The following is a 23,429-nucleotide window of genomic DNA, read 5'->3' as shown; positions in this document are numbered from 1 at the left end:
CGGCACAGCGTTGGGCAGACCTACAGCATGCTCTTCGGATGCCAGACCGTCTTGGTCTCCGTGAAGGCGACGATCCGATCGATGGATGCTGCTGCGGCGTCGCTGCCCTGCTCGGGTGGCAGTACGCGCTTGAGCGTTTCTGCCGCTTGGATCTGGAGGTCTACCCAATCCAGGTCGCCGGCTCCGACCAGGTCGAGAGCGTTGACGTCTGCGTGCGATGCAAGCCAGGGCGCGATCTCGGCAGCGGAACCGGTAAGGATGTTCACGACTCCGGCGGGCACGTCGCTGGTGGCGAGCACCTCTGACAGGCTGATGGCGGCCAGCGGATGCCGTTCGCTTGCGATCACGACCACCGTGTTCCCGGCAACCAGCGCAGGTGCGATCGTGGCAGCGAGCCCGAGCAGTGATGGCGTCTGCGGTGCGACGATCGCGACGACGCCGGTCGGTTCTGGCACGGACAGGTTGAAGAACGGCCCGGCAACGGGGTTGCCGCTGCCGGCGACTTGAACGAATTTGTCTGCCCAACCGGCGTACCAGACCCAGCGGTCAATCGCCTCGTCGACCTGGGCGGCCGCGTCGCGCGCGCTGAGCCCTTCGGACTGGGCGACCTCGTCGATGAACTGGGCGCGGCGCCCCTCGAGGAGTTCGGCGATGCGGTAGAGCACCTGGCCACGGTTGTATGCGGTCGCCGACGACCAGCCGGCCACGGCGCCGCGCGCGGAACGCACAGCATCCCTGGCGTCTTTGCGCGACGCCTTGGCCGCATTGGCGAGGAAGTGTCCTTCCGCGCTGACGACCTCGTAGGTGCGACCGGACTCGCTGCGCGGGAAGGCGCCGCCGATGTACAGCTTGTAGGTCTTCGGAATGGCCAAACGGCTCATTTCGCGGCCCCCTTCTTGGTGCGGCCCGGTGATCGAGTAGCGCGCTCAGCGCGCGTATCGAGATCCCCTGCGGTGCGGCGGGCCTCGATACGCTCGCTGGCGCTCCCTCCGCGACCCACAGGCGACGCAGCGGGCTTCAGGTACGCAGTCAGTCCCTGCCTGCCGCCTTCCCGCCCGTAGCCGGATTCCTTGTAGCCGCCGAACGGACTCGCCGGGTCGAACCGGTTGAACGTGTTCGCCCAGATGACACCGGCCCGCAACTTGTCTGCGACGGCCAGGATCCTGCTGCCCTTGTCGCTCCAGATTCCGGCCGACAACCCATAGGGGGTGTTGTTCGCCTTCGCGATCGCCTCTGCCGGCGTGCGGAAGGTGAGTACGGATAGCACGGGGCCGAAGATCTCGTCGCGAGCGATCCGGCTCGAGGTGGAAACGTTAGTGAAGATCGTCGGGGCGAACCAGAAACCGGCATCCGGAATGACGCAGTCAGAACTCCACCGCTCTGCGCCCTCCTGTTCGCCGATGTCGGACAACGTGCGAATACGCTCCAACTGCTCCGCGGAGTTGATCGCGCCGATGTCGGTGTTCTTGTCGAGCGGGTCTCCGAGCCGCAGGGTCTGCAGGCGCGTCTTCAACCGGTCAACGACCTCGTCGTGCACGCTCTCCTGCACGAGCAGTCGGCTGCCCGCACAGCAGACATGCCCCTGGTTGAAGAAGATGCCGTTGACGATTCCCTCAATGGCCTGATCGATCGGGGCGTCGTCGAACACGATATTCGCCGCCTTCCCGCCGAGTTCGAGCGTGACTTTCTTCTGCGTGCCCGCGACTGCGCGCGCGATCTGCCTGCCCACAGCGGTCGACCCGGTGAACGCCACTTTGTCAACATCCGGATGCTCGACCAGCAGCTTGCCGGTCTCCCCGGCACCCGTGACGATGTTGACGACACCGGCCGGCAAGTCCGCCTGCTGCAGGATCTCCGCGAACAGAAGGGCGCTCAACGAAGTGGTCTCCGCCGGCTTCAACACGACGGTGTTGCCCGCAGCCAACGCCGGCGCGATCTTCCACGCGAGCATCATCAGCGGGAAATTCCACGGGATCACCTGCGCCGCCACGCCGAGCGCCTGCGGGGCAGGCCCGAAACCGGCATAGTCGAGTTTGTCAGCCCAGCCCGCATAGTAGAAGAACCAGGCCGCCACCAGCGGAACGTCGACGTCGCGACTCTCCTTGATCGGCTTGCCGTTGTCCAAGCTCTCCGCCACGGCGAGTTCGCGGGCGCGCTCCTGCACCAGGCGGGCGATGCGGAACAGGTACTTGCCCCGATCTCGACCAGACATGCGAGACCAGACACGGTCGTAAGCGCCACGAGCGGCGGCAACTGCGGAATCGACATCCGCCGCATTCGCGGTTGCAATGGTCGCCAGGTGTTCCTCGGTGGCCGGCGAGATCGTCGAGAACGGGGTGCCGTTGCCCGCGACGAACTCGCCGCCGATGAACAGGCCATAGTCGCTGCGCGGGTTCAGTATCGCGCGCGACTCGGGGGCCGGCGCATAGTCAAGAAAGCTCATGTTCAGTCCACCGTCACATAGTCAGGGCCGGAATAGTGGCCGGTCTTGATCTTCTGCCGCTGCAGCAGAACATCGTTCAAGAGGCTGGATGCCCCGAATCGGAACAGGTGGGGCTGCAGCCATTCCTCCCCCGCTGTCTCAGCGACCGTCACGACGTATTTGACAGCATCCTTCGACGTACGGATGCCGCCAGCCGGCTTCACGCCGATCTTCTCGCCGGTCAGCTTGTACCAATCGCGCACGACCTCCAGCATCAGAAGGGTCACCGGCAGGGTGGCCGCCGGCGAAATCTTGCCGGTCGAGGTCTTGATGAAGTCCGCACCGGCCAGGATCGCCAACCAGGATGCCCGCCGCACATTGTCATACGTGTTCAGTTCACCGGTCTCCAGGATCACCTTGAGATGCGCGTCGCTGCCGTTCGTGCGCCGGCAGGCGTCTTTCACCGCGACGATCTGGTCGTACACCTCGCCGTAACGTCCAGCCAGGAACGCACCTCGGTCGATGACCATGTCGATCTCATCCGCTCCCGCTGCGACGGCGTCCGCCGTATCTGCGAGCTTGACGGCCAACGATGCCCGCCCGCTCGGGAACGCGGTTGCGACGGCCGCGACACTGATGCGGCCGGCGGCGTCAGCGCCGTGTGCACCGCCGAGAGCGGCGATCGCCGTCGGCACCATGTCGCCGTAAACGCAGACCGCTGCCACACGCGGGCAGCTCAGATCCGACGGATCCGGAATCATCGCCTTGGCTACCAGTGAACGCACCTTTCCGGGCGTGTCCGCGCCTTCGAGGGTGGTCAGGTCGATCAGAGAGATGATGGTGTCAAGCGCCCACGCCTTCGAAGTCGTCTTGATCGAACGAGTTCCCAGCGCTGCTGCGCGCTGCTCGAGCCCGACCGCATCAACCCCCGAGATGCCGTGGAGAAAACCACGCAGGCTCGCTTCCGTCAGCTCACCACCCACGAGCTGCCTGGCCAGCATCGGCCGGTCCGTTGTTCGGGCGAGATCGAGTGTCATCGCGTCCCATTCCTCATCTGTCGCCCCTCATTCTGCAAGACCTGATTCTGTAAGGCCTCATCGGGTTGTTCGTCGTTCTGTGCCGCGTCGTCCTGCGTAGCTTCGCCGGATTCGCCGTCGGAATTCGCAAGTAAATAGCCCGCCGTGCGGTCATCGGTCACGAGGATCGAGCAGATTCCGCTGGTGACCAACGCCCGGGTGACCGCGTGCTTGCCCTCACCCGATACGACCGCGATGCTCGTCTCCGCGCTGCGCAGGGCTTCGATGTCCAGGCCGACCGTGCGTGAGTCCAGATTGGCATCCACGGGGTAGCCATCTGCCCCGATGAAGCGGCCGACGACGTCGCCGACCGCGCCCTTGCCGACGAGCACCTTGACGTCTTCAGGGGCCAGATAGCCGCTGACGACAAGAGCAGAGTTGTCGGTCGCCTCGCCGGCGCTGAACAGGTATGCGGATGCGTGCGCGGCGCGATCCAGCACCCCAGCGACGGCGCGATCGCGTTCGATGCCACGCTTCGTCTCGACGTGTTCGAGGATGGCGGGGATCGGCAGCACGTGCGCGGAGCCTGCCGCCTTCTGCGCAATGGTCATCGCCGTCGCTGCAGCCGGGCTGCCGCTCGGGGTCAGGCTCAACCCGCCGTTGATCTGCACGACGCCGACCCCGCGCGCCCAGCCGACCGGCAGGCAGGCAGCGACGTCACTCATGGTGCGACCCCAACTGACGCCGAGCGTCGGCGGCACCGGACGCAATGCCGTCAGGAAGTCGGCGGCGGCCTGAGCCACACGTCGCTGGAGTTCGGCGTCACCCGCGACTCCTGCCGACGACACGACGACGACGTCACGCAACGCGAACCGGTCGCGCAGCTCTCGCTCAACGAGCACACGTCGCGCACGCGGGTGCACGATCTCGATGCGCACAATGCCCTGAGCTCGCGCCTGCGCGAGCAGCCTTCCGACCTTCCAGCGGGTCAGATGCAACGCCGTGCCGATCTCGTCTTGAGTGAGATTCTCGTCGTAGTACATTTCGGCGGCGCGCACGGACAGCAGCTCGTCGGTATCGGTCACTGCCATCCTCGTTCCTGCATCGGGTCACCATACTGCGGCCACTCCATCCCAGAATAGGCGCGAATCGCGCGTGCATCCACATCCGTTGCCCTCTTTGCTCATTTGAGCAGAGCAGTGCGGTCAGCGAATGAGCGTGCGACCCATGATGGCGGCGGCGAGCGCGTCGACGGGCTCCTTCGCGGCGAGCGGATTCGACAGTAGAGTGAAGTCCACTTCGCCGACCTCGGGCAGGCCGAGCCGGTTGGTCACCTTGCGCAGATCCTCCGGGATCAGGGTGCGCGGAAACACGGCGACGCCGAGGCCGGCGCGCACGGCGGCCAGCACGCCGTTAACCTCACGCGTATTGCACGTGATCTTCCAGGTGCGCCCTGCTCCCTCGAGCGCGTCGATCGCCATCTGCTTGCTGATGCTCGGATCCTGGTACGCGATGAGAGGTACAGGCTCGTCCGCGTCGATCTCCGTCTTCTCCAGGCCGATCCAGACCATGGTGTCCGTACTCACCCTGCTGCCCTCTGTGGACCCCGGCGTCTGTTTGATGAAGATCAAGTCGAGCTGCCCCGCCTTCAGCCTGCGATACAGGGGGCCGCTCTGGCTCACCGTCAACTCCATATTGATGTTCGGATGCAGTTGGCGAAAGTCCCGCAGGATGCGCGGCAACTGCGTGATCGCCAGGTCGTCCGCGGCACCGAAGCGCAGCCTCCCGCGCATCGCGGAGCCGGTGAAATAGCTTTCAGCAGCGGCATGAGCGGCCAGGATGCTTCGAGCGAAGCCCGCCATCGCATCCCCGTTGTCTGTCAGACGCACGTCCCGGGTGTCGCGTGCGATCAGCGTCCGGCCTGCCGCCTGCTCGAGCCTGCGCACGTGCTGGCTCACTGTCGGCTGACTCAGCTGCAAACGGGCCGCCGCTTTGGTGAAACTGCGCGTCTCTGCGACGGCGAGAAACGTGGTGAGCAGTGCAGGGTCGAACATCCCGACCTCTATTCGATAATCCAATAGTAGTTATAGGTCCAATTTACTGCCGGAATAATCACACTGCCTATAGCGTCGTACAAGACGCACTCGAAATCGCTACGATACTTGACGCTGGATTCCATACGTGACCTCCGCTACACACACCTTTCTTCCGACTGAGCCGATCCCGGTTATTGCGAATCGCCCGCCATGGCGCGAGACGTTCTCATCACTTCGTGTTCCGAACTTCCGGCTCTACGTCAGCGGCCAGGTGATCGCAACGACCGCGCTGGGAATGCAGCGCGTGACGCAGGACTGGCTCGTGCTGCAGTTGTCCGGTTCGGTTGCCGCCGTCGGAATCACGGTCGCGATGCAGTTCGCACCGATGCTGTTCTTCGGCCTGATGGGCGGGGTGATCGCCGACCGCCACTCGAAACGGCGCCTCCTGATCATCACGCAGAGCACGGCTGCGGCCATCGCTGCGATGCTCGCCGTACTCGTTCTGACGGGAGGCATTCAGGTTTGGCACATCTGGGCGCTCGCGTTCGTGCTCGGACTGGTCACAGTGATCGACAACCCGGCCCGCCAGGTGTTCGTCAATGAGATCGTGGGACCGCGCAACATCCGTAATGCGATCAGCGTCAACTCGTCGACGTTTCAGCTCGGCAGCCTCATTGGGCCCGCGCTCGGTGGCATCGCGATCACGGCGGTGGGCAGCGGCTGGGCGTTCGCGATCAACTCGGCCGCGTGCGTCGTGGTCGTTTGTACGATAGTCGCGATGAACCCAGCCCGGCTGTTGCGCATTCCTCCGATGCCGCGCAGCAAGGGGCAGCTTGTTCAGGGACTGCGTTACGCCGCGCGCAAGCCGGCGATCCTGTGGACGCTGGTCGTGCTGAGCGCTGTCACGATGTTCGCTTTCAACATGCCCGTGCTTTTGGCCGCGTATGCCGACAACGTGTTCCACGTCGGAGCCGGCGGCTACGGGCTGTTCAATGCAATGGTGGCGGCCGGGGCGCTCGGCGGAGCAATGGCATCCGCTCGTCGCGTTCGATTCGGATTGCGCACGACAATTCTCGGTGCCGCCGTGCTTGGGCTGATCCAAGGTGCTGCCGGGTTCGTTCCCGCAATCGCCCCGTTCACCATCATGATCGTGGCAGCAGGCGCCGCGAGCCTGCTGTTCTTCACTGCCGCGAACACGCTCGTGCAGATCTCGTCGAACCTCAGTATCCGAGGTCGCGTGATGGCGCTGTTCATCCTGGTACAGCTGGGCGGGCAGGCAATCGGCGGCCCGATCATGGGCGGACTCGTCGAAGCGTTCGGCGCCAATGCCGGCATGGTGATCTCCGGGGCAGTCCCTTTGGTCGTCGCGTGCGTAGCAGGCGCGATCCTTGCGCACAAGAACCACCTGACCGTCGGCATTCGCGCGGGGAGTCGGATGCGGCGACTTGCGATCGTGCCCCGGAACGACGCGCACGCACAGCACTGATCACCGGGTTGAGTTGATCATCAAGCTCGGCACTCAGCCGTTGCGCACGAACTCCAGTGCTTCGGTGGCGAGCAGTGTCCACGGGCGTGTCGTGCCCACATCGAGCATCAGCCACTGTTTCATCGGCACGCGCTTGTTGGCGTCGTACCGAGTGCCGGCACCGTCCGCAACCAGTTCGTCCACTCGCGCCGTCGGCAGCTTGAGCACGAGCTGTGCGCGGACCAGCATCGCGAAGATCTTGCCGTCGATCCGTAACGCCGACGAACCGAAACCGTCCCCGACACCGGGAGGAATCACGCCGGGCATCGACGCGAAAAACTCCACGAGGTCACCGAATCGGGACTCAGGCAGGCGCCCCACGGCATCCGCGCCAGTCGCAGCGTCATGGTCAGAACCCGCGCCGGCAGTCATCGGCCCCTCCTTGTGAAGTCGGAGATTTGCGATATTCCCAGTCAAGCAGATCGACGGTTGCCTGACGACCCCAAACATCGCACTCGACCCGACGGGCAGCGTCGATGCTGACTATTCGCAAATCCAATAGCAGTTATAGGTTCGATTTGGTATCAAAATACGTATTGCGCGCATAGCCTCGAAGTGAACAATACGAAACTCGTCTAAGAATTCTGACACTTCAGCGCCACACGTGACTTCCCCCTCCGACTCTCTCTTGCCGACGGAGCCGCTCCCTGTCGTCAGTCGAGGTGATTCACATGGCGAGATGTTCTCTTCGCTCCGGGTTCCCAATTTTCGCCTCTACGCCGGTAGTCAAGTGCTTTCGACGACGGCGCGCGGAATGCAACGCGTCGTGCAGGACTGGCTTGTTCTCGAACTGACCGGCAGCGTCACAGCTGTCGGCGTGACTGTGGCAATGCAGTTCGCGCCAACGCTGTTCTTCGGACTCTATGGCGGCGTCATCGCGGATCGGTACCGCAAACGGCCGCTGCTCATCGTGACGCAAAGTCTCGGCGCGGTCATCGCTGCAACTCTCGCGGTGCTGATCTTGACGGGCAGCATCCAGGTGTGGCAGATCTGGGCGCTCGCTTTCGTGCTCGGGCTTGACACCGTGATCGACAACCCTGCCAGACAGGTGTTCGTCAACGAGATCGTCGGCCCGCGAAACCTGAGCAATGCGATCAGCCTGAACTCGTCCACCTTCCAACTCGGCAGCCTGATCGGGCCCGCCCTCGCAGGAGTTGCCATCACAGCGGTTGGCAGCGGTTGGGCGTTCGTCTTCAACGCCGCCGCATACGCGGTGGTCGTGCTCGCACTGATCGCGATGAACCCGACGAAACTGATTCGCACTCCGAAGATCCCGCACAGCAAAGGGCAACTCGTCGAGGGTCTGCGCTACGCAGTCAAGAAGCCGCCGATCCTTTACACCCTGATCGTGCTGGCCGCCGTCGCCACGTTCGCTTACAACATGCCGGTCATTCTCACCGCATTCGCGAACTCTGTGTTCAAGGTCGGTGCCGGGGGTTACGGCCTGTTCAACGCCCTGGTGGCGGCGGGCGCACTGGCTGGTGCGCTGGCGTCGACACGGCGCATCCGGGTGGGGCTACGCACCACGATCTTCGGTGCGATTGCTCTCGGTTTGATCCAGGCCTGCGCAGGTGTGATGCCGTCGATCGCCACGTTTGCGCTCCTGATCGTTGCCGCCGGTGCCGCGAGCATGCTGTTCCTCACGGCGGCGAACACCCTGATTCAAACCTCGTCGAGCCTCAGCATTCGGGGTCGGGTCATGGCACTTTACGTTCTCGTGCAGCTGGGCGGCCAGGCCATTGGCGGGCCGATCATGGGCTGGTTGATCGAACAACTCGGCGCTGACACCGGCATGGTCCTCTCCGGGTTGGTGCCGCTGCTCGTCGCCTCGACCGTCGGCATCATCATCGCCCGCAGGGAGCACCTGTCCATTGCGTTCAGCTGGAGGGGCGCCTGGCCGGGGCTCGCCATCATGGCCCGACCTGAACCCCGCGGGCATGAGCTTCGCAGCCACAAGCTGCTGAACCGTCACCTGCATGCCCGCGGCTGAGTGTGCAGCCTAGTCGCGGCGGACGCCCAGTCGATCCTCAAGCATGTGCGGGCGTGCCACGACGACGCCGGCAACCGCTGCCGCGAGCGCGGTGCACAACAGGAAGACGATCGAGAGCGTCCAGCCGCCGCTGAACTGGTGAAACACGCCGAAGAGTAGGGGGCCCATCGCCGCGATGATGTAGCCGACCCCCTGAACGAAACCGCTGAGGGCTACGGAGCCCTCATGGGTACGAGTGCGCACATTGATCAGCGCGAGTGCCAACGGGAACGTCAACGGCCCGAGCCCGGCCAGTGCGACCCACAGCCAGGTTGCGGTGCCCGGAATGAAGATCAGGCCGAGGTAGCCGACCACGTAGAAGGCCACTGCCAAATACACCAGCAGCGCGACGTTCTTCATCCGGGTGGCCAGCATCGGAACGAAGATCGCCGAGACCAGCCCCATCGCCGCGTACAACGACAACAGGATGCCCGCCTGTGTCGGACTGGCACCCACCGTTTGTGTCAGCACGGCCGGCAGCCAGGCGAACAGGGCATACACGTTGATCGAGGAGACGGTGAAGATCACCATGATGGACCACGCGATCGACGAGCGCCACAGACCGGTCACTGCGGCCCCGATGGGCAGTTCCATCGCCTCGACACCGTTCGCACGGGCGATGCGAGCCTGCCGCCGCATGCCGACGAATGGCACGAACGCGATTAGAACCACAAGCGCCCACACGCCGACCGAGATTCGCCAGCCGGCGGCATCCGCAATCGGCACCGCGACCAGCGGCGGCACGAACGTACTGATCGAGATGACAACGACGTACAGCGAGGTCATCAGGCCGATGCGGTCGGGGAAATAGCGCTTCACCAATGGAGGCAGCAACACATTGCCTACGCCCATGCCCGCGAAGACGACGACGGACCCCACGACCAGAAGCAGAAACGAACCGGCCGCCGCGCGCAGCAGGTCGCCCACGAGCATTGCGGCGAGCGCGAGCACGGAGGTCGCCTCGAGACTCAGCCGCCTGGTCACGAACGGCGCCGCAAAGCCGAAGACGGCGAAACAGATCGGCGGCAGCATGCCCAGCACGCCGACGTCCACACTGTTCAGCGGGATGTCGGCATTGATGTGGGCGATGATCGGCGATAACGCGGCAACCGCAGATCGAAGATTCAACGCGATCAGCAGAATAGCCAGCAGCGCGAGGGACCGGCCGTGCCAGAGCGGTAGTCTTCCCGAATCCGGCATTACCCCATCGTATCGGCCGTCGACAGCACGCCCTCCCGTGCAACAATGCTGCGGCGCAGCGCTATGCCAAGATGCGGCGGGCCCGCTCCACGTCGGCGCCGATCTGATCGATCAATGCGTCCACGCCGGTGAAGGCCACCATGCCCCTGATGTGATCCACGAAAGACACTGCCACGACGCGATCGTAGAGGTCGAGGTCTCGATCGATCACGTACGCCTCGACCTGCCGCTGCGGCACACCCTCGAAGGTCGGGTTGTTGCCCACCGAGATTGCCGCAGGATACCGTTGGTCGCCCACCTCGAGCCAGCCCGCGTAGACACCGTCCGCTGGAATCAGGCCCTCCAGTTCGGCCGACAGATTTGCGGTCGGAAAACCCAGCTCGCGCCCGCGTTTCGCACCGTGCACGACGATGCCGCGCACGAAATGCAGGTGTCCGAGAAGTCGCGCCGCCTGCGCGACATCACCGGCAGCAAGTAACCTCCGGATGCCCGTCGACGAGACCCGCTCGCCCCCCGGCGGCCGCACGTCATCGATCAGATCGACCTCGAAGCCGTACTTCTCGCCAAGGTCGCGCAGGACAACGACGTTGCCGCTGCCACCCGCCCCGAAGCGGAAATCGCTGCCGACCATCACAGTCACGGCACCCAGCCCGTCGACCAAGATGTCCTTGACGAACTCCTCGGCGGTGCGCCGCGAGAGCGCCCGATCGAACGTCAGCATGAGCGTCGCGTCCAGCCCGCTTTCGGCAAGCAGGTCAAGCTTTTGCGGAACGCTCACGAGCGACTCAGGGCACTTGTCCGGCGCCAAGACTTCGAGCGGATTCCGGTCGAACGTCACAACGGCGGATGCGAGCCCCCGCGCGGCCGCGACCCGCTCCAGCTCCGCGATCACGGCGCGATGCCCGGTGTGAACTCCGTCGAACTTTCCGACCGTCACCGCGCTCGGCCCGAAATCCGCCGGCACCTCGGCGGGCGAACGAAAGACCCTCATGCGCTGTCCGTGCGGGTGCCGGCGCCAGCGGCCGGACGGTGCGTTGCCAGCCAGGTGATCCCGAGAATCGGCAACACCAACGGAATGAACAGATAGCCCATCCCGAACACTGACCACACGGTTGAGTCGCGACCGAAGGCATCCGCAGTCGAAGCGCCGAGAACGTCTGGCGCGAAGACACTCAGCGCGCCCACGATCAGCACGCCTGCCAGTTCGAAGCTGATCGTGATCCAGGCGACGCGGTACCAGGTGCGTCCGGGCGTGATCAGCGCGATCGTTGCCACGATATAGACCAGCGCAGAAAGTGCAGACAGCGAGAATGCGACCGGAGCCTCGCCGAACCGGTCGATGATCTGGAAGACGCTGCGACCGGTGGCCGCAAGTGCAAGAACCCCGTAGACGAGAACGAGAACCCGGCCCCACCCACTGATCCGTCGCTGCGGCTTCTTACGGGCGGGGACTCGCTGCGTCAGTTGTTGAATCATGGCTGCTCAATTATTGCAGGCGGCGCTGCACTCGCGATTGCAGCCGCTCACATGCCCTGCACGAACCAGATCTGCCCCATCCGGTACAACATCACCGCGAGTGCAAGCCCGATCAAGCCCAGAATGATGGTGCTCCAACGCGAGCGTTCGATCAGCGCCCAGAAGCCGCCAGCCACGGGCAGGATGATCGCCGAAATCAGATAGACGTAAAACTCCGCGAGGTTGCCGCGCGGCTCGTTGCCGACAAGAGGTGCGACAATCGTCACGACGAGTTGCGCAACCAGCAGTACGGTCACCAGCGCGATCGAGCCGAGGCTGAGGTCGCTCGGCACACGTCCGGCGAAGCCGAGCCCCAGGCACAGCAATCCGGCCAGCAGGGCGACACCGATCTGCACGGCCATGTACCATTCGATCACGCGTCATCCTCCGGTTGCTCAAGGCCCGCTGGCTGGACCGTCCCTGCCGCCTGGTCAGTGCCTGCCGGTTTGACAGTCACTGTCGGCGGCGGCCCGTCGTTCTGCGGAAAGTTCACAAGCGAGCGTGCCGTTGACCCGCGGAACTCGATCAAGCCGACCAGTCGGCCGTTCGGTGCGATTGCCGCCAGCGGCACACCCTGGGGCTGCTCGAACGCCGTAGCGAGCTTCTTGCCATGACCGAGGTCGATCGCCTGCTCCTGCGTCAGAGTGTAGCGGCCGAACAGGATCGTCGCCGCATCGGCGGGCGCGATCAGCGCGCTTCGGACATCGACGCTTTCCAGATCGGATGCCGCAGCCACCACGAACGATCCGACCCGCGTGCGGCGCAGTACCGTCAGATGCCCGCCGACGCCGAGATCTTTGCCGAGATCGCGCGCCAACGCCCGCACGTAGGTGCCGGATGAGCATTCGATCCGCACGGTGAGGTCGAGCGCATCCGCGCCAGCGTTGGCGGCACCCACCGCCACCTGCTCAAGGAGTTCGAAAATTGAAACCGTGACCGGCCTGGCCGGCAGCACGACGTCTTCTCCTCCGCGCACTCGTGCATACGCCCGCTTACCGTCGATCTTGATGGCGCTGACGGAGCTTGGAACCTGCTGAATGCGCCCGGTGAGGCGCGCAATAGCTGCGGTGACGGCATCCGTCGTCAAGTCGGCGAGCGCCCGCGCCGACGCGACGCCGGTGAACTCGCCCTCTGCATCGTCGGTCGTCGTGGATGCGCCAAGCCGGATTGTGGCCGTGTATTCCTTGTCGGCTCCGACCAGATAGGTCAACAGCCGGGTCGAGGAGCCGATGCCAAGAACCAGCAGTCCTGTCGCCATCGGGTCGAGCGTTCCGGCATGACCGACCTTGCGCGTGCCGGCCAGGCGCCGCACCCTGGCGACGACGTCGTGGCTCGTCCAATCCTGCGGTTTGTCAATCAGCAGGATGCCGCTGCGCACGCTGCTCGCGCCGCTTGCGCCGCTTGCGCCGCTCACGCCGTTTTCACGCTCGACGGGCGCGCCGACGTCGTGGCGCTCGCCTGTGCCACAACACCCAGAACAAGGTCGAGTTTGGTTCGGAACGTGCAGTCGATCAGTTCGTCCACTTGCGCGTCTGCACCGTAGGCGTCCGTCATTTTCATCGCGATCAACGTGTTGAAGAGCATGCCGTGTGCCAAGAAATCCACGACGTCATCCGGCTCCAAGCCGGCTTCGTCTCGCAAAATACCGTAGATCGTGAGAAACCCCGTGCGAGCATGCTCGCCAACGACGGGGTCGTGCCCCATGATGAAACCCTGCATCAGCGAGAGCAGAATGCCGCGATCCGAGATCAGATCGGCGTAGGCGGCGCCGATGCGGGCGCCTCGTTGCTCGACGTTCTCGCCTGCCGCCGTACTGTCGGCGATCGCCGCACGGAACGCGAGCACGAGCTTGTCGAGCGCACGCTCGAGCACCTCGACGAACAGGTTCTCCTTGCTGCCGAACATGCGAACGACATACGGCTGAGAGATGCCCGCGGCCTGCGCCACTTGGTCGGTGGTGGCACCCACGTAGCCGCGTTCGCCGAACACGCGGCTCGCTGCCGCGAGAATCTGCTCGCGGCGCTCGCCCGCAGGAATGCGTTCAGCGGCCGCCGGACTCTTCTCTGTCGAACCTTCACCAACAAATGTCGAACTCATGCTTGACATGTTATCAGTCGATAACTAACGTGTCCTCTTGTAATCATTCGATTACCACCATCTTAATCGATTGGAGTGAAGATGCCCTCGTCTCGCATCCGCCGTGTGCCGGTCTGGCTGGCCATCGTGACGGCATCCCTGCCGATGTTCATGGCCACGCTCGACAACCTCGTCGTCACCAACGCCCTGCCGGTGATCAGCCGTGATCTTTCGGCGAACATCCAAGAGCTGCAGTGGGTGATCAACGCCTACGCCCTTGCCTTTGCCACGTTCATGCTTCTTGCGGTCGCGCTCGGCGACAGGTTCGGCCGCCGCACCGTATTCGTGATCGGAATCGCGGTGTTTACCGGAGCATCCGCTCTCAGTGCGCTCAGCACAGAACCCTGGATGCTGATCGCGTCGCGCGCTATCCAGGGGGTCGGCGCAGCTGCGCTCATGCCCCTGTCGCTGACATTGCTCGCCGGATCCGTCAGCGAGAAACTGCGCCCGGCCGCCATCGGCATCTGGGGCGGTATCTCCGGTTTGGGCGTTGCTCTGGGCCCGCTGATCGGCGGAGCCGTCGTGCAGGGCTGGAACTGGCAGGCCATCTTCTGGCTGAACGTGCCGCTCGGCATCATTGCAGTTCCGTTGATCTTCCTGGTCTTGCCGAACAGTTTCGGCGAACGTGTTCGGGCGGATGTCGTCGGCGTCGCCCTTGCAGGCCTCGGCGTGTTCGGGCTCGTGTATGGGATCGTACGCGGCAACGACGCGGGCTGGGACAGCTTCGAAGTGCTCACCACCCTGATCGGCGGCACTGCTCTGTTGCTTGTCTTCATCTGGTGGGAGGGCCGCACGGCCTCCCCGCTGCTGCCGCTGCGGCTGTTCCGCGACCGCAGCTTCACCGTCGCCAACCTGGTGGGCATCGCGTTCAGTTTCGGCATCTTCGGCGCAGTGTTCATCCTGATCCAGTACCTGCAGATCGTGCAGGGCCACACTCCGCTGGAGGCGGGCGTGATGACCATGCCGTGGACGATGGCCCCGATGATCGTCGCACCGCTTGCCGGTCTGCTCGCCCCGCGCATCGGCACCCGGCTGCCGATCGTTGTCGGCCTCGTGCTCTTGGCCGGCGCGCTGACCTGGATTGCCATGACGATGACTCGCACCACGCCGTATGACGAGCTGTTCCCGGCGTTCGCTGTCGCCGGTATCGGCATGGGGCTCGTCTTCGCCCCGAGTGCAACGGCGGTTCTCGCCAACATGCCGCCAGAAGATCACGGCAAGGCCTCTGGCACCAACTCGACTCTGCGCGAGATTGGAACGGCCCTTGGGGTCGCCGTACTCACCGCCGTCTTCACCGGAGCGGGCGGCCAGCTGACGCCGACCGGCTACGTGGATGCCGCCATCCCCGCCGTGTATGTCGGTGCGGCAGTGCTCGCAGCGGCCGCTGTGATCGCACTTGCCCTGCCGAACGGCCGTCGGCCGCGTGTCGCGTCGTCTGGGCCCATCGCGGAGACAGTGGAAGACGAGCTAGTGGCTCTCGGTAGGAGTTCGGTGCTCGAGTAGGCCGCCCGCGGCCGTATCGAGACCGGTACCGCCGGTCGAGTAACGAGCGCCAGCGAGTGTATCGAGACCCGTATTCGCTACGCTCATGCGATCCTCAACCACCGGTACCGCCGGTCGAGTAACGAGCGCCAGCGAGTGTATCGAGACCCGTGCCATACCGGCGCGCTACTCGACCTACGAAGGCCAGCGCACCGCATAGGCTGATTCCATGCGAATCGGAGTGATCGGCGCCGGAGCCATTGGCGGTACGATCGCCGCGTTGCTGGATCGAGCCGGGCACGAGGTCGAGGTGACGGCGCGCGGACGGGGGCTGGCGGCCATCCGGTCGGGCGGATTGCACTTGACTGGGAGGTGGGGCGATCACGTGGCTGCGATTGCGGCGAACGAAGCGCTCACCAGCACGCCCGAACTGGCATTCATCTGCACCAAGGCGCAGGATGCTGCGGCAGCGATCGACACGAACTCGTCCCGTTTGGCGGGCATCCCCGTCGTGATCGTGCAGAACGGTCTGGAGGGGCTGGAGGCAGCAGCGGCCAAGCTGCCGAACTCGACCTGCATCGGAGCGCTCGCACTCTACGCAGCAAACTACACACAGCCAGGATCGGTCATGGTGACCGCGACCGGCAACACGTATCTCGGAGCGGGCACGCTTGAGCCGACCGCCGCCATCCGGACGACGGCGGCGCTGCTCGACACGGCGATGCCGACGCAGGCGGCGGCGAATTTCGTCGGCTGCCAGTGGACCAAACTCATCATCAATGAGGTCAACGCGATGCCGGCCATCACCGGGCTGAGCGTGCAAGAGACAATCGCCGGCCGACACCTGCGCCGGATCATCACAGCCGCAATGCGCGAGGCGGTGCGGCTCGGAATGGACATCGGCATCCGCTTCGGTTCGCTGCAAGGACTCAATAACGCGGCGCTGCGCGCTTTTGCGCGGATGCCGTTGACCGTCGGTCAAGTACTACCCGCGCTGATGGCCCGGCGGATGGGTGCGACCCCGAACCTCGGGTCGACTTTGCAGAGCCTCAAGCGCGGTCAAGCCACCGAAATCGACTACCTGAGCGGAGCCGTCGTTTCCGCGGCAGTCGCGCACGGTCGGCGGGCGCCGGTGAATGCTGCGCTGGTCGCGCTCGTGCACGAGGTCGAACGCACTGGCAGCTTCGCGTCGGTCGACGAGGTCGTCACGGCGGTCGGTCGCTGAGGTCGTCACGGCGGTCGGTCGCTGAGGTCGTCGCGGCGGTCGGTCGACGAGGTCGTCGCGGCGGTCGGTCGCTGAGCGCAGCCGAAGCGCCGACCTGCACAACCGGGAGCCCAGATGCACAGCCAACCCTTTGAGTGCACTCGGGGAACGGGAGTTCGCTCAGGCGCAGGCGCAGCCGTTGTCAGGGAAAATGCGACGTGGATGCACCGGGTCGGTGTTATCGACGACTGCAGAGGCCGCGAACAACGGCGCTGCTTCAGCTACATAGAGCTCCCTGCCGCCGACGTAGCGGGCGTTGGCGGCAGAAGCCGGGTCGGGATCCCGGTTGTCGCGCTGGGCAAGACGCTCGTATGCAAGAGCCGGCGGCACGTCGATTGCGATGGTGTAGTTCCACATTCCGATCAGTTCGGGGCGCAGCAGGAAGACGCCGTCGATGATCAGGATGCCGTCGGGGTCCGCGGTCTGCCAACTCGTCACGACCGGTGCGTCCCGCTTCAGATCGAACGCCGCGGTCTGGAATCCGGTGCTGCCGGCCATCCGAAACGGGTCGATCAGCACACGTCGCAGAGTGCGGTAGTCGTACGAATCCTGGTAGTAGCCCTCCGGTGAGGTGCGGCCGGCCTGGTAGCGGTCGGCGCGCGGTCGGTGGAAGTCCTCCATCGATGCTCGAAAGGTCTCGCGCCCAGTCTCGGCGTACACACGGGACAATTCGTCGGCGAATTCCCCGGCTCCCGAGCCGGCCATGCCGTCGACGGCGACGATCACCCGACCGTGGCCGTAGTTGTGGTCGATCTCTGTGCGAAGGCCGCGGAGAAAGTCGACGAGGGGCGTGGAGACCAGTTGTTGCATACTGTGAGCCTATTCCGCTTCGGCCGTACCTGTGCTGTGACACCAGTTCGACGCCATCGCGTGAACTTGAGAGCGCATACGCTTGCTCTGTGCCTGTTGCGGAAGACCCTTACCCCGCCGCGGTGGCCGCCGGCGTCGCTACTGGGACGCAGCGTGGCCGCTCCTCGCAGGCAACAGGCGCGAGTGCGCTCGCCGTGCCGGCGTCTTCAATGCAGGGCATGGTGATCACGTGGTTCCGCGAGAACGCGCGCGACCTCCCGTGGCGTCGTCCTGGTTTCAGCGCCTGGGGCACGCTGGTCAGCGAGTTCATGCTCCAGCAGACGCCTGTCAGCCGGGTGATCCCCCGTCTGACCGAGTGGCTCGAACGCTGGCCGACACCCGCCAGCCTCGCCGCGGAGCCGCCCAGCGAGGCCCTGCGCGCCTGGGCGTCGCTCGGCTACCCGCGCCGCGCTCTGTGGCTGCACGCCTGCGCAGTCGCGATCGTCGAGCACCACGGCGGCGCCGTACCGAGCGACATCGACGCGCTTCTGGAGTTGCCGGGCGTCGGCGACTACACCGCACGAGCTGTCGCCGTCTTCGCGTACGGCAGGCGGCATCCGGTCGTCGACACCAACATCCGCAGGGTCATCGCTCGCGCGATCGACGGGCAGGGCGAACCAGCACCGCCCAATGCGCGCCGCGACTTGTCGGCAATGAGCGCGCTGCTCCCCCACGACGATGCGGATGCCCGCACCTTCAACGCCGGAATGATGGAGCTCGGCGCGGTCATCTGTGTCGCACGCACCCCGCGCTGCGACATATGCCCGCTGCAGATTGTCTGTGCCTGGCGTGCGGCCGGCTATCCGGAGTATCGCGGACCCCGCAAGGTCGTTCAGAAGAAGTACGAGGGCAGCGACCGGCACGTGCGAGGCCTGATCATGCGCGAGCTGCGTGCCACCCATCGTCCCCTTACTGACGCTGAGATCGAGTCATTGTGGGCGGATGCAACACAGCGCGCCCGCGCGTTGGACGGACTTCTCGCCGACGGTCTCGCAGTGCAGGCGCAGGGCGGCTACGTCCTGCCCGGTCACTAGCGCCGGACTGCCCGTCGATGGTTGCGGACGTCACTCAGCGAGTGTCAACCGGAGGCTGAGCATGCTTGCAGCGTGCAATCGCTATTCTCGAAGAACGACCACCGATTGCCGCAACGCGAAAGTGAATAACCCGAATGCCCGAAAGTCCCCTCTCCGCCTCACCGTATGAGGTGCTGGGGGTCGCCGCATCCGTCAGCCAGGAAGAGCTCAAACGTGCGTATCGCCGTGCGCTGCGGGCGACGCATCCTGATGCCGGTGGCACGGCCACGGCATTCCATGCTGTGCAGCTCGCCTGGCAGCGCATCGGCACATCGCAGAGCCGCGCCGAATACGACCGGGGCCGTTCCTCCGGCGCAACGTGGCAGACCGCATCCACCGATTCGGGCACCCACGTCTGGGAGACCCCTGCGCATCGGCCTCCACGACAGGATTCGCGGCCGCACGCCCGCACCTACGGGCATCCGGGCGGTTGGCGTCGCGAGCACTTCCTCACGCTGATGCGCGAATGGGTTGGACGCGGAGTTCCGATCGCCGACCCGTACGATCCGGCGCTCGTGCGCAGCGCACCCCGCGAGATCCGGCATGCATTGGCGGATGCCCTTGCTGAGGAGGCGACGGCACGGTCGCTGACGACGCTCGGCATCGGCTACACGGTTTGGCACGACGTTGCGGTGCCCGGCGGTCGACCCGGCCAGAAGATCGACCACGTCGTGCTGGGGCCGACAGGCCTGTTCGCCGTTCAATCGGAGGACTGGGGCGGGCGCGTGACCGTTCGACGCGGTGAGCTGACCGGCGACGGTGTCGACGGGCAGCCGCTTCGCTCACTGGCGGCCGACGCGCGCGCCCTCGGCAAGGCGACCGGAGTGCGCGTCGGCGTGGCGGTCGTTGTCGTCCCAGACGACGCAACAGATGATTCATTCACGATCGTCGGCAAGAGCCAGAAGGCGCAGCTGGTGCTCACGAAGCAATCGTTCGTCGCTGCGCTCATGCGCATGGGCGTGCCCAAGACGCCGCGGCCGGATGGAAACGAGTTGTTCGAGGTGCGCACCCGGCTGCAGAACGGCATCCGCTTCGTTTAGGGACGAGGCGGCGCTTCGGCTGCGCTCAGTGACCGGGTGGGTCCCACGCTGCGCCAACTCGTGCGTTGTGCGCCACTACAACTGGCGCACGGCGCTACAGGTGGCGCAGGCGACGCCCTGCCGCGCTTCGACTGCGCTCAGCGACCGAGGTCGCCGAGCTCGTTGTCCTCGTCGTCGAGCTCGCGCGGCTTCACGTACGGGTCTTCGTCGCCGGCGTATTCTGCCGTTGCGGCGATCCCGGCCACTTCTGCATCGCGGTCTCGTGCCTGGCGTAGCAGGCCTTCGATCTGCGCGGCGTTCTCCGGGATCGCATCGAGGAAGAACTCCAGGCTCGGCGTGAGCCGCGCTGTGATGTTCTTGCCGACCTCACTGCGCAGCATACCGGTTGCAGCCTTCAACGCCGCAGCCGTGTCGTTGCGTTCTTCCTCTGTGCCGTACACCGTGTAGAACACGCTCGCGTGCTGCAGGTCGCCGGTCACCTGCACGTCCGTGATCGTGGCGAAGCCCATTCTCGGGTCGCGCAACCCCCGCTCGAGGCGCTTGGCGATGATCACCTTGATTCTGTCGGCGAGTTTTCTCGCCCGTGCCGGATCTGCCATGAGTTCCTTCTCTCCTCGCAGGCGTGCGATCGAACGTGCCGACCCTCGGATGACCAAGGGCCGGCACGGGTTCGATTACGAGCGCGGCTTCTCCCGCATTTCGATCGTCTCGATCTCGTCACCGATCTGGATGTCGTTGAACTTGCCGAGGCCGATACCGGCTTCGAAGTCCGTGCGCACCTCGGTGACGTCATCCTTGAACCGACGCAGAGACTCGATCACAAGGTTGTCGCCGACGACGACGCCATCACGGATGACGCGTGCCTTGGCATTGCGCGTGATCGTACCGCTACGCACCACGACTCCGGCGATGTTGCCGAACTTGGAGGAGCGGAAGATCTCGCGGATCTCCGCGACACCGGACTGCACCTCTTCGAACTCTGGCTTGAGCATGCCCTTGAGCGAGTTCTCGATCTCGTCGATCGCGTTGTAGATGACCGAGTAGAAACGGATGTCCACACCCTCACGAGCGGCACGCTCGCGCGCCTTCGGGTCGGGGCGAACATTGAACCCGACGATGATCGCGTTATCGATCGTTGCGAGGTTGACGTCCGACTCGGTGATCGCGCCGACACCGCGGTGAATGATCCGCAGCTGAACGCTGTCGTCCACCTCAATCTTCATCAGCGACTCCTCCAGCGCCTCGACGGCACCGGAAACGTCACCCTTGATGATCAGGTTCAGCGACTCGACCTTGCCCTCTTCAAGCGCACGCGTGAAGTCCTCGAGCGAAATACGCTTGCGGGCCTTCGCCAACTGTGCATTGCGCTCTGCGGCTTCGCGCTTCTCGGCGATCTGGCGGGCAGTGCGGTCCTCGTCGGTGACGAGGAACGTGTCGCCGGCTCGCGGAACACTGGACAGACCCTGCACCTGCACCGGGCGGGACGGGAGTGCCGCTTCCACCGGGTCGCCGTTCTCGTCCATCATCGCGCGGACGCGGCCATAGGCCGTTCCTGCGACGATCGAGTCACCGACGTGCAACGTTCCGGACTGGATCAGCACGGTTGCAACAGCACCACGACCCTTGTCGAGCTTCGCCTCGATCGCGACGCCGCGGGCATCCTTGTTTGGATTAGCGCGCAAGTCGAGCCCGGCATCCGCTGTCAGCAGCACGGCATCCAGAAGCTCGGTGATGCCGATATTCTCACGAGCAGACACGTCGACGAACATGACGTCGCCGCCATACTCCTCGGCGACCAGGCCGAATTCAGTCAGCTGCTGGCGCACCTTGGCTGGGTTGGCGTCAGGCTTGTCGATCTTGTTCACGGCCACCACGATCGGCACGGCCGCTGCCTGAGCGTGGTTAAGCGCCTCAATCGTCTGCGGCATGATGCCGTCGTCGGCCGCGACCACGAGGATCGCGATGTCCGTCACCTGCGCACCACGAGCACGCATGGCGGTGAACGCCTCGTGACCAGGGGTGTCGATGAAGGTAATGGCACGGTCGCGACCGTCGTGCTCCGCGACCACCTGGTAGGCACCGATGTGCTGGGTGATGCCGCCGGCCTCGCCCGAGACCACGTTGGCGTGCCGGATCGCGTCGAGAAGACGCGTCTTACCATGATCGACGTGGCCCATGACGGTGACAACCGGCGGGCGGACCTCGAGGTCCTCATCGGTTTCCTCGTCGAGTTCTGCCTCGAGGTCGATGTCGAAGCCTTCGAGCAGCTCTTTGTCCTCGTCCTCCGGGGACACGATCTGGATCTTGTAGCCCAGCTCTTCACCCAGGATGCCGAACGTCGCCTCATCGAGAGACTCGGTCGCCGTTGCCATCTCACCGAGGTGGAACAGCACGGTCACCAGGTTGCCCGGGCTCGCATCGATCTTGTCCGCGAAGTCCGAAATGGATGCGCCGCGGCGCAACCGCACAATGGTGCTCCCGTCGCCGCGCGGAACACTCACGCCGCCGAGCGACGGCGCCTCGCGCAGCTCGAACTCTTGCCGCTTCGTACGCTTCGACTTGCGGGCACGGCTCTTGCCGCCGCCGCGACCGAATGCACCGGCAGTGCCGCCGCCTGGGCCACGACCGCGGCCGCCACCACCGGATGGGCGCGGGCCGCCGAAGCCGCCGCCAGGGCGCTGGAAGCCGCCGGCACCGGCGCCGCCTGCGCCGCCGGGGCGCTGGAAACCGCCGCCGGTGCGTGCGCCACCGGGGCCACCGGTACGCGGGGCACCGGGGCGTCCGGCACCGGCCGGGCGGGGTGAACCGGGGCGCGGTGAACCTGGACGCGGGGCGGCCGGGCGTGGGATGTTGCCCGGGGTCGGCCGCTGCCCCATGCCTTGCGAACTCGCAAACGGGTTGTTGCCCGGTCGGGGCACACCGGCTGGGCGCTGCCCCATGCCTTGTGAACTCGCGAACGGATTGTTACCTGGGCGGGGCGTGCCAGGGTGCGGTGCGGATGCGCCGGGGTGCACGGCCGGAGCGACCTTGTGCTCGCCCTGCGGCTCGTGCGTTGCGGCCGGCGCGGCTTCTGCCGCCACGGTGGCAGGCTTCGCCTCGGCTTTCACCGCGGGCGCCGCAACGGATGCTGCCGCCTTCTCCGCCTGTCGGGCACCGGGAACGGGGACTCTGCCTGCTGATGACGGTGTCGGCGCGCCGGACGACGCGGGCTTCGCCGCATCCGGAGCCGAGGCTGTCGCCTTCGCAGCCGTCTTGACTGCGGTGGCGACCGGCGCCGCGGCGGCTTGTGCCGCCGACGCCTTTGCGCCGTCGGCCTCGAGGGCAGCCCTCAGTTTTCGGGCAACCGGAGGTTCAATGCTCGACGACGGGCCCTTGACGAACTCACCCAATTCCTTGAGTTTCGCCAGGGCGACCTTGCTGTCGACGCCGAACTCGCTTGCGACTTCGTGTACGCGTGGTTTTGCAGCCACAATTCTCCTCTTCCGGGCCTGACCCCGGAAAAGGGCAGACCGTTAGTTCTGGACGGGACTCATTTCGAGCCGCTCATTAGTTGTCACTCATTTGATGCCACTGTGCCGTTCAGCCTGTTCTCTAGTAATACTGTTTCAAGCGCGGTCGTTTCGAGTGTTGCGGTTGTCCGCAGTGCCCGCCCGAAGGCTCGGCGCTGCACGGCTTTCCGATAGCACTCGATTCTCGGATGCAGCCACGCACCTCGCCCAGGCAAGGTGGCGGATTCATCCACCACGAGTTCTGAGCCCCGGGCTACAACCCTCAGAAGTGAGGACCGGGAAGCGCGCGAACGGCACCCAATGCACGTTCTAACGGCTTCCATCTTACCCCCT

22 protein-coding genes are annotated in these 23,429 nt (G+C 65.2%); 6 read left to right on the top strand and 16 right to left on the bottom strand.

Annotation, left to right across the window (positions count from 1 at the left end; translation table 11 throughout):
• Nucleotides 1–20 precede the first annotated feature (20 nt).
• The 5 genes from QU604_RS08250 to QU604_RS08230 all read right to left on the bottom strand — a co-directional run bounded on the left by QU604_RS08250 (nucleotide 21) and on the right by QU604_RS08230 (nucleotide 5,492).
• The gene (locus tag QU604_RS08250; protein WP_308468328.1) at nucleotides 21–881 is read right to left on the bottom strand and encodes an aldehyde dehydrogenase family protein; all 861 of its coding nucleotides are present in this window, start codon (nucleotides 879–881) and stop codon (nucleotides 21–23) included.
• Nucleotides 878–2,443: an aldehyde dehydrogenase family protein gene (locus QU604_RS08245; RefSeq protein WP_308468327.1), complete on the bottom strand. Its 1,566-nt coding sequence runs from the start codon at nucleotides 2,441–2,443 to the stop codon at nucleotides 878–880. Before QU604_RS08245 ends, QU604_RS08250 begins: the two co-directional genes overlap by 4 nt.
• Nucleotides 2,444–2,445: 2 nt before the next feature.
• Nucleotides 2,446–3,459 (bottom strand): deoxyribose-phosphate aldolase, encoded by a 1,014-nt coding sequence (deoC, locus tag QU604_RS08240; RefSeq protein WP_308468326.1) that lies wholly within the window; start codon nucleotides 3,457–3,459, stop codon nucleotides 2,446–2,448.
• On the bottom strand, nucleotides 3,456–4,529 hold the full coding sequence (locus QU604_RS08235; protein WP_308468325.1) for a sugar-binding transcriptional regulator: 1,074 nt from the start codon (nucleotides 4,527–4,529) through the stop codon (nucleotides 3,456–3,458). Before QU604_RS08235 ends, deoC begins: the two co-directional genes overlap by 4 nt.
• A gap of 114 nt (nucleotides 4,530–4,643) precedes the next feature.
• Complete coding sequence (locus QU604_RS08230; RefSeq protein ID WP_308468324.1) at nucleotides 4,644–5,492, bottom strand: LysR substrate-binding domain-containing protein; 849 nt, start codon at nucleotides 5,490–5,492, stop codon at nucleotides 4,644–4,646.
• Nucleotides 5,493–5,619: 127 nt separating this feature from the next.
• Here QU604_RS08230 and QU604_RS08225 point away from each other — a divergent pair, with 127 nt between their 5' ends.
• Complete coding sequence (locus QU604_RS08225) at nucleotides 5,620–6,960, top strand: MFS transporter (RefSeq protein WP_308468323.1); 1,341 nt, start codon at nucleotides 5,620–5,622, stop codon at nucleotides 6,958–6,960.
• A gap of 33 nt (nucleotides 6,961–6,993) precedes the next feature.
• Here the strand turns inward: QU604_RS08225 and QU604_RS08220 are convergent, their stop codons facing one another.
• Nucleotides 6,994–7,371 carry a hypothetical protein gene (locus QU604_RS08220; RefSeq protein ID WP_308468322.1) on the bottom strand — a complete coding sequence of 126 codons (378 nt, stop codon included), beginning with the start codon at nucleotides 7,369–7,371 and terminating at the stop codon, nucleotides 6,994–6,996.
• Between the two features lie 307 nt (nucleotides 7,372–7,678).
• On the opposite strand from QU604_RS08220, the gene QU604_RS08215 reads away from it, so the two are divergent.
• On the top strand, nucleotides 7,679–8,989 hold the full coding sequence (locus tag QU604_RS08215; protein WP_308468321.1) for an MFS transporter: 1,311 nt from the start codon (nucleotides 7,679–7,681) through the stop codon (nucleotides 8,987–8,989).
• A 9-nt stretch (nucleotides 8,990–8,998) separates the two neighbouring features.
• On the opposite strand, the gene QU604_RS08210 is transcribed toward QU604_RS08215, so the two are convergent.
• From QU604_RS08210 to QU604_RS08185, 6 genes are all read right to left on the bottom strand, one after another.
• Nucleotides 8,999–10,228, bottom strand: a complete 1,230-nt coding sequence (locus QU604_RS08210) for an MFS transporter (RefSeq protein WP_308468320.1) — start codon at nucleotides 10,226–10,228, stop codon at nucleotides 8,999–9,001.
• 61 nt (nucleotides 10,229–10,289) lie between these two features.
• The gene (locus tag QU604_RS08205) at nucleotides 10,290–11,219 is read right to left on the bottom strand and encodes a bifunctional riboflavin kinase/FAD synthetase (RefSeq protein ID WP_308468319.1); all 930 of its coding nucleotides are present in this window, start codon (nucleotides 11,217–11,219) and stop codon (nucleotides 10,290–10,292) included.
• Nucleotides 11,216–11,704 (bottom strand): hypothetical protein, encoded by a 489-nt coding sequence (locus tag QU604_RS08200; RefSeq protein WP_308468318.1) that lies wholly within the window; start codon nucleotides 11,702–11,704, stop codon nucleotides 11,216–11,218. The genes QU604_RS08205 and QU604_RS08200 overlap by 4 nt, the downstream gene beginning before the upstream one ends.
• A 47-nt stretch (nucleotides 11,705–11,751) precedes the next feature.
• Nucleotides 11,752–12,120 (bottom strand): hypothetical protein, encoded by a 369-nt coding sequence (locus tag QU604_RS08195; RefSeq protein ID WP_308468317.1) that lies wholly within the window; start codon nucleotides 12,118–12,120, stop codon nucleotides 11,752–11,754.
• On the bottom strand, nucleotides 12,117–13,157 hold the full coding sequence (gene truB / locus QU604_RS08190) for a tRNA pseudouridine(55) synthase TruB (protein ID WP_308468316.1): 1,041 nt from the start codon (nucleotides 13,155–13,157) through the stop codon (nucleotides 12,117–12,119). The genes QU604_RS08195 and truB overlap by 4 nt, the downstream gene beginning before the upstream one ends.
• Entirely contained in the window at nucleotides 13,154–13,840 is a 687-nt protein-coding gene (locus QU604_RS08185; protein ID WP_308468315.1) for a TetR/AcrR family transcriptional regulator, read from the bottom strand. Before QU604_RS08185 ends, truB begins: the two co-directional genes overlap by 4 nt.
• Before the next feature lie 81 nt (nucleotides 13,841–13,921).
• Here QU604_RS08185 and QU604_RS08180 point away from each other — a divergent pair, with 81 nt between their 5' ends.
• Complete coding sequence (locus tag QU604_RS08180) at nucleotides 13,922–15,382, top strand: MFS transporter (RefSeq protein ID WP_308468314.1); 1,461 nt, start codon at nucleotides 13,922–13,924, stop codon at nucleotides 15,380–15,382.
• A 208-nt stretch (nucleotides 15,383–15,590) separates the two neighbouring features.
• Nucleotides 15,591–16,586 carry a ketopantoate reductase family protein gene (locus tag QU604_RS08175; protein WP_308468313.1) on the top strand — a complete coding sequence of 332 codons (996 nt, stop codon included), beginning with the start codon at nucleotides 15,591–15,593 and terminating at the stop codon, nucleotides 16,584–16,586.
• A 159-nt stretch (nucleotides 16,587–16,745) separates the two neighbouring features.
• Here the strand turns inward: QU604_RS08175 and QU604_RS08170 are convergent, their stop codons facing one another.
• Complete coding sequence (locus QU604_RS08170) at nucleotides 16,746–17,435, bottom strand: nucleoside/nucleotide kinase family protein (protein WP_308468312.1); 690 nt, start codon at nucleotides 17,433–17,435, stop codon at nucleotides 16,746–16,748.
• A gap of 209 nt (nucleotides 17,436–17,644) precedes the next feature.
• Between QU604_RS08170 and QU604_RS08165 the strand changes: the two genes are divergently transcribed.
• Both QU604_RS08165 and QU604_RS08160 read left to right on the top strand, forming a co-directional pair.
• The gene (locus QU604_RS08165; protein ID WP_308468874.1) at nucleotides 17,645–18,508 is read left to right on the top strand and encodes an HhH-GPD family protein; all 864 of its coding nucleotides are present in this window, start codon (nucleotides 17,645–17,647) and stop codon (nucleotides 18,506–18,508) included.
• A gap of 134 nt (nucleotides 18,509–18,642) precedes the next feature.
• On the top strand, nucleotides 18,643–19,587 hold the full coding sequence (locus tag QU604_RS08160; RefSeq protein WP_308468311.1) for a J domain-containing protein: 945 nt from the start codon (nucleotides 18,643–18,645) through the stop codon (nucleotides 19,585–19,587).
• Between the two features lie 137 nt (nucleotides 19,588–19,724).
• Here QU604_RS08160 and rbfA read toward each other — a convergent pair whose 3' ends face one another.
• The 3 genes from rbfA to QU604_RS08145 form a co-directional block, all read right to left on the bottom strand.
• Nucleotides 19,725–20,186, bottom strand: coding sequence for a 30S ribosome-binding factor RbfA (gene rbfA, locus QU604_RS08155; protein WP_308468310.1), 462 nt, complete (start codon nucleotides 20,184–20,186; stop codon nucleotides 19,725–19,727).
• Between the two features lie 75 nt (nucleotides 20,187–20,261).
• Complete coding sequence (infB, locus tag QU604_RS08150) at nucleotides 20,262–23,057, bottom strand: translation initiation factor IF-2 (protein WP_308468309.1); 2,796 nt, start codon at nucleotides 23,055–23,057, stop codon at nucleotides 20,262–20,264.
• A gap of 83 nt (nucleotides 23,058–23,140) precedes the next feature.
• Complete coding sequence (locus tag QU604_RS08145; RefSeq protein ID WP_308468308.1) at nucleotides 23,141–23,419, bottom strand: YlxR family protein; 279 nt, start codon at nucleotides 23,417–23,419, stop codon at nucleotides 23,141–23,143.
• Nucleotides 23,420–23,429: the final 10 nt, after the last annotated feature.

This window comes from Rathayibacter sp. SW19 (assembly GCF_030866825.1).
Taxonomy (GTDB): domain Bacteria; phylum Actinomycetota; class Actinomycetes; order Actinomycetales; family Microbacteriaceae; genus Rathayibacter_A; species Rathayibacter_A soli.
The sequence above is the reverse complement of the archived record's forward strand: the minus strand, read 5'-3'. Positions and strand labels throughout refer to the sequence as shown.

Excerpts from the sequence above, each read along its gene's own strand:
- QU604_RS08145 (WP_308468308.1), bottom strand. The coding sequence starts at position 23,419 with ATGGAAGCCGTTAGAACGTGCATTGGGTGCCGTTCGCGCGCTTCCCGG.
- QU604_RS08170 (WP_308468312.1), bottom strand. The coding sequence starts at position 17,435 with ATGCAACAACTGGTCTCCACGCCCCTCGTCGACTTTCTCCGCGGCCTT.
- QU604_RS08185 (WP_308468315.1), bottom strand. The coding sequence starts at position 13,840 with ATGAGTTCGACATTTGTTGGTGAAGGTTCGACAGAGAAGAGTCCGGCG.
- QU604_RS08175 (WP_308468313.1), top strand. The coding sequence starts at position 15,591 with ATGCGAATCGGAGTGATCGGCGCCGGAGCCATTGGCGGTACGATCGCC.
- QU604_RS08220 (WP_308468322.1), bottom strand. The coding sequence starts at position 7,371 with ATGACTGCCGGCGCGGGTTCTGACCATGACGCTGCGACTGGCGCGGAT.
- rbfA (WP_308468310.1), bottom strand. The coding sequence starts at position 20,186 with ATGGCAGATCCGGCACGGGCGAGAAAACTCGCCGACAGAATCAAGGTG.
- QU604_RS08180 (WP_308468314.1), top strand. The coding sequence starts at position 13,922 with ATGCCCTCGTCTCGCATCCGCCGTGTGCCGGTCTGGCTGGCCATCGTG.
- QU604_RS08160 (WP_308468311.1), top strand. The coding sequence starts at position 18,643 with ATGCCCGAAAGTCCCCTCTCCGCCTCACCGTATGAGGTGCTGGGGGTC.
- QU604_RS08200 (WP_308468318.1), bottom strand. The coding sequence starts at position 11,704 with ATGATTCAACAACTGACGCAGCGAGTCCCCGCCCGTAAGAAGCCGCAG.
- QU604_RS08245 (WP_308468327.1), bottom strand. The coding sequence starts at position 2,443 with ATGAGCTTTCTTGACTATGCGCCGGCCCCCGAGTCGCGCGCGATACTG.
- QU604_RS08235 (WP_308468325.1), bottom strand. The coding sequence starts at position 4,529 with ATGGCAGTGACCGATACCGACGAGCTGCTGTCCGTGCGCGCCGCCGAA.
- deoC (WP_308468326.1), bottom strand. The coding sequence starts at position 3,459 with ATGACACTCGATCTCGCCCGAACAACGGACCGGCCGATGCTGGCCAGG.
- QU604_RS08205 (WP_308468319.1), bottom strand. The coding sequence starts at position 11,219 with ATGAGGGTCTTTCGTTCGCCCGCCGAGGTGCCGGCGGATTTCGGGCCG.
- QU604_RS08210 (WP_308468320.1), bottom strand. The coding sequence starts at position 10,228 with ATGCCGGATTCGGGAAGACTACCGCTCTGGCACGGCCGGTCCCTCGCG.
- QU604_RS08215 (WP_308468321.1), top strand. The coding sequence starts at position 7,679 with ATGTTCTCTTCGCTCCGGGTTCCCAATTTTCGCCTCTACGCCGGTAGT.
- QU604_RS08250 (WP_308468328.1), bottom strand. The coding sequence starts at position 881 with ATGAGCCGTTTGGCCATTCCGAAGACCTACAAGCTGTACATCGGCGGC.
- QU604_RS08230 (WP_308468324.1), bottom strand. The coding sequence starts at position 5,492 with ATGTTCGACCCTGCACTGCTCACCACGTTTCTCGCCGTCGCAGAGACG.
- QU604_RS08165 (WP_308468874.1), top strand. The coding sequence starts at position 17,645 with ATGCAGGGCATGGTGATCACGTGGTTCCGCGAGAACGCGCGCGACCTC.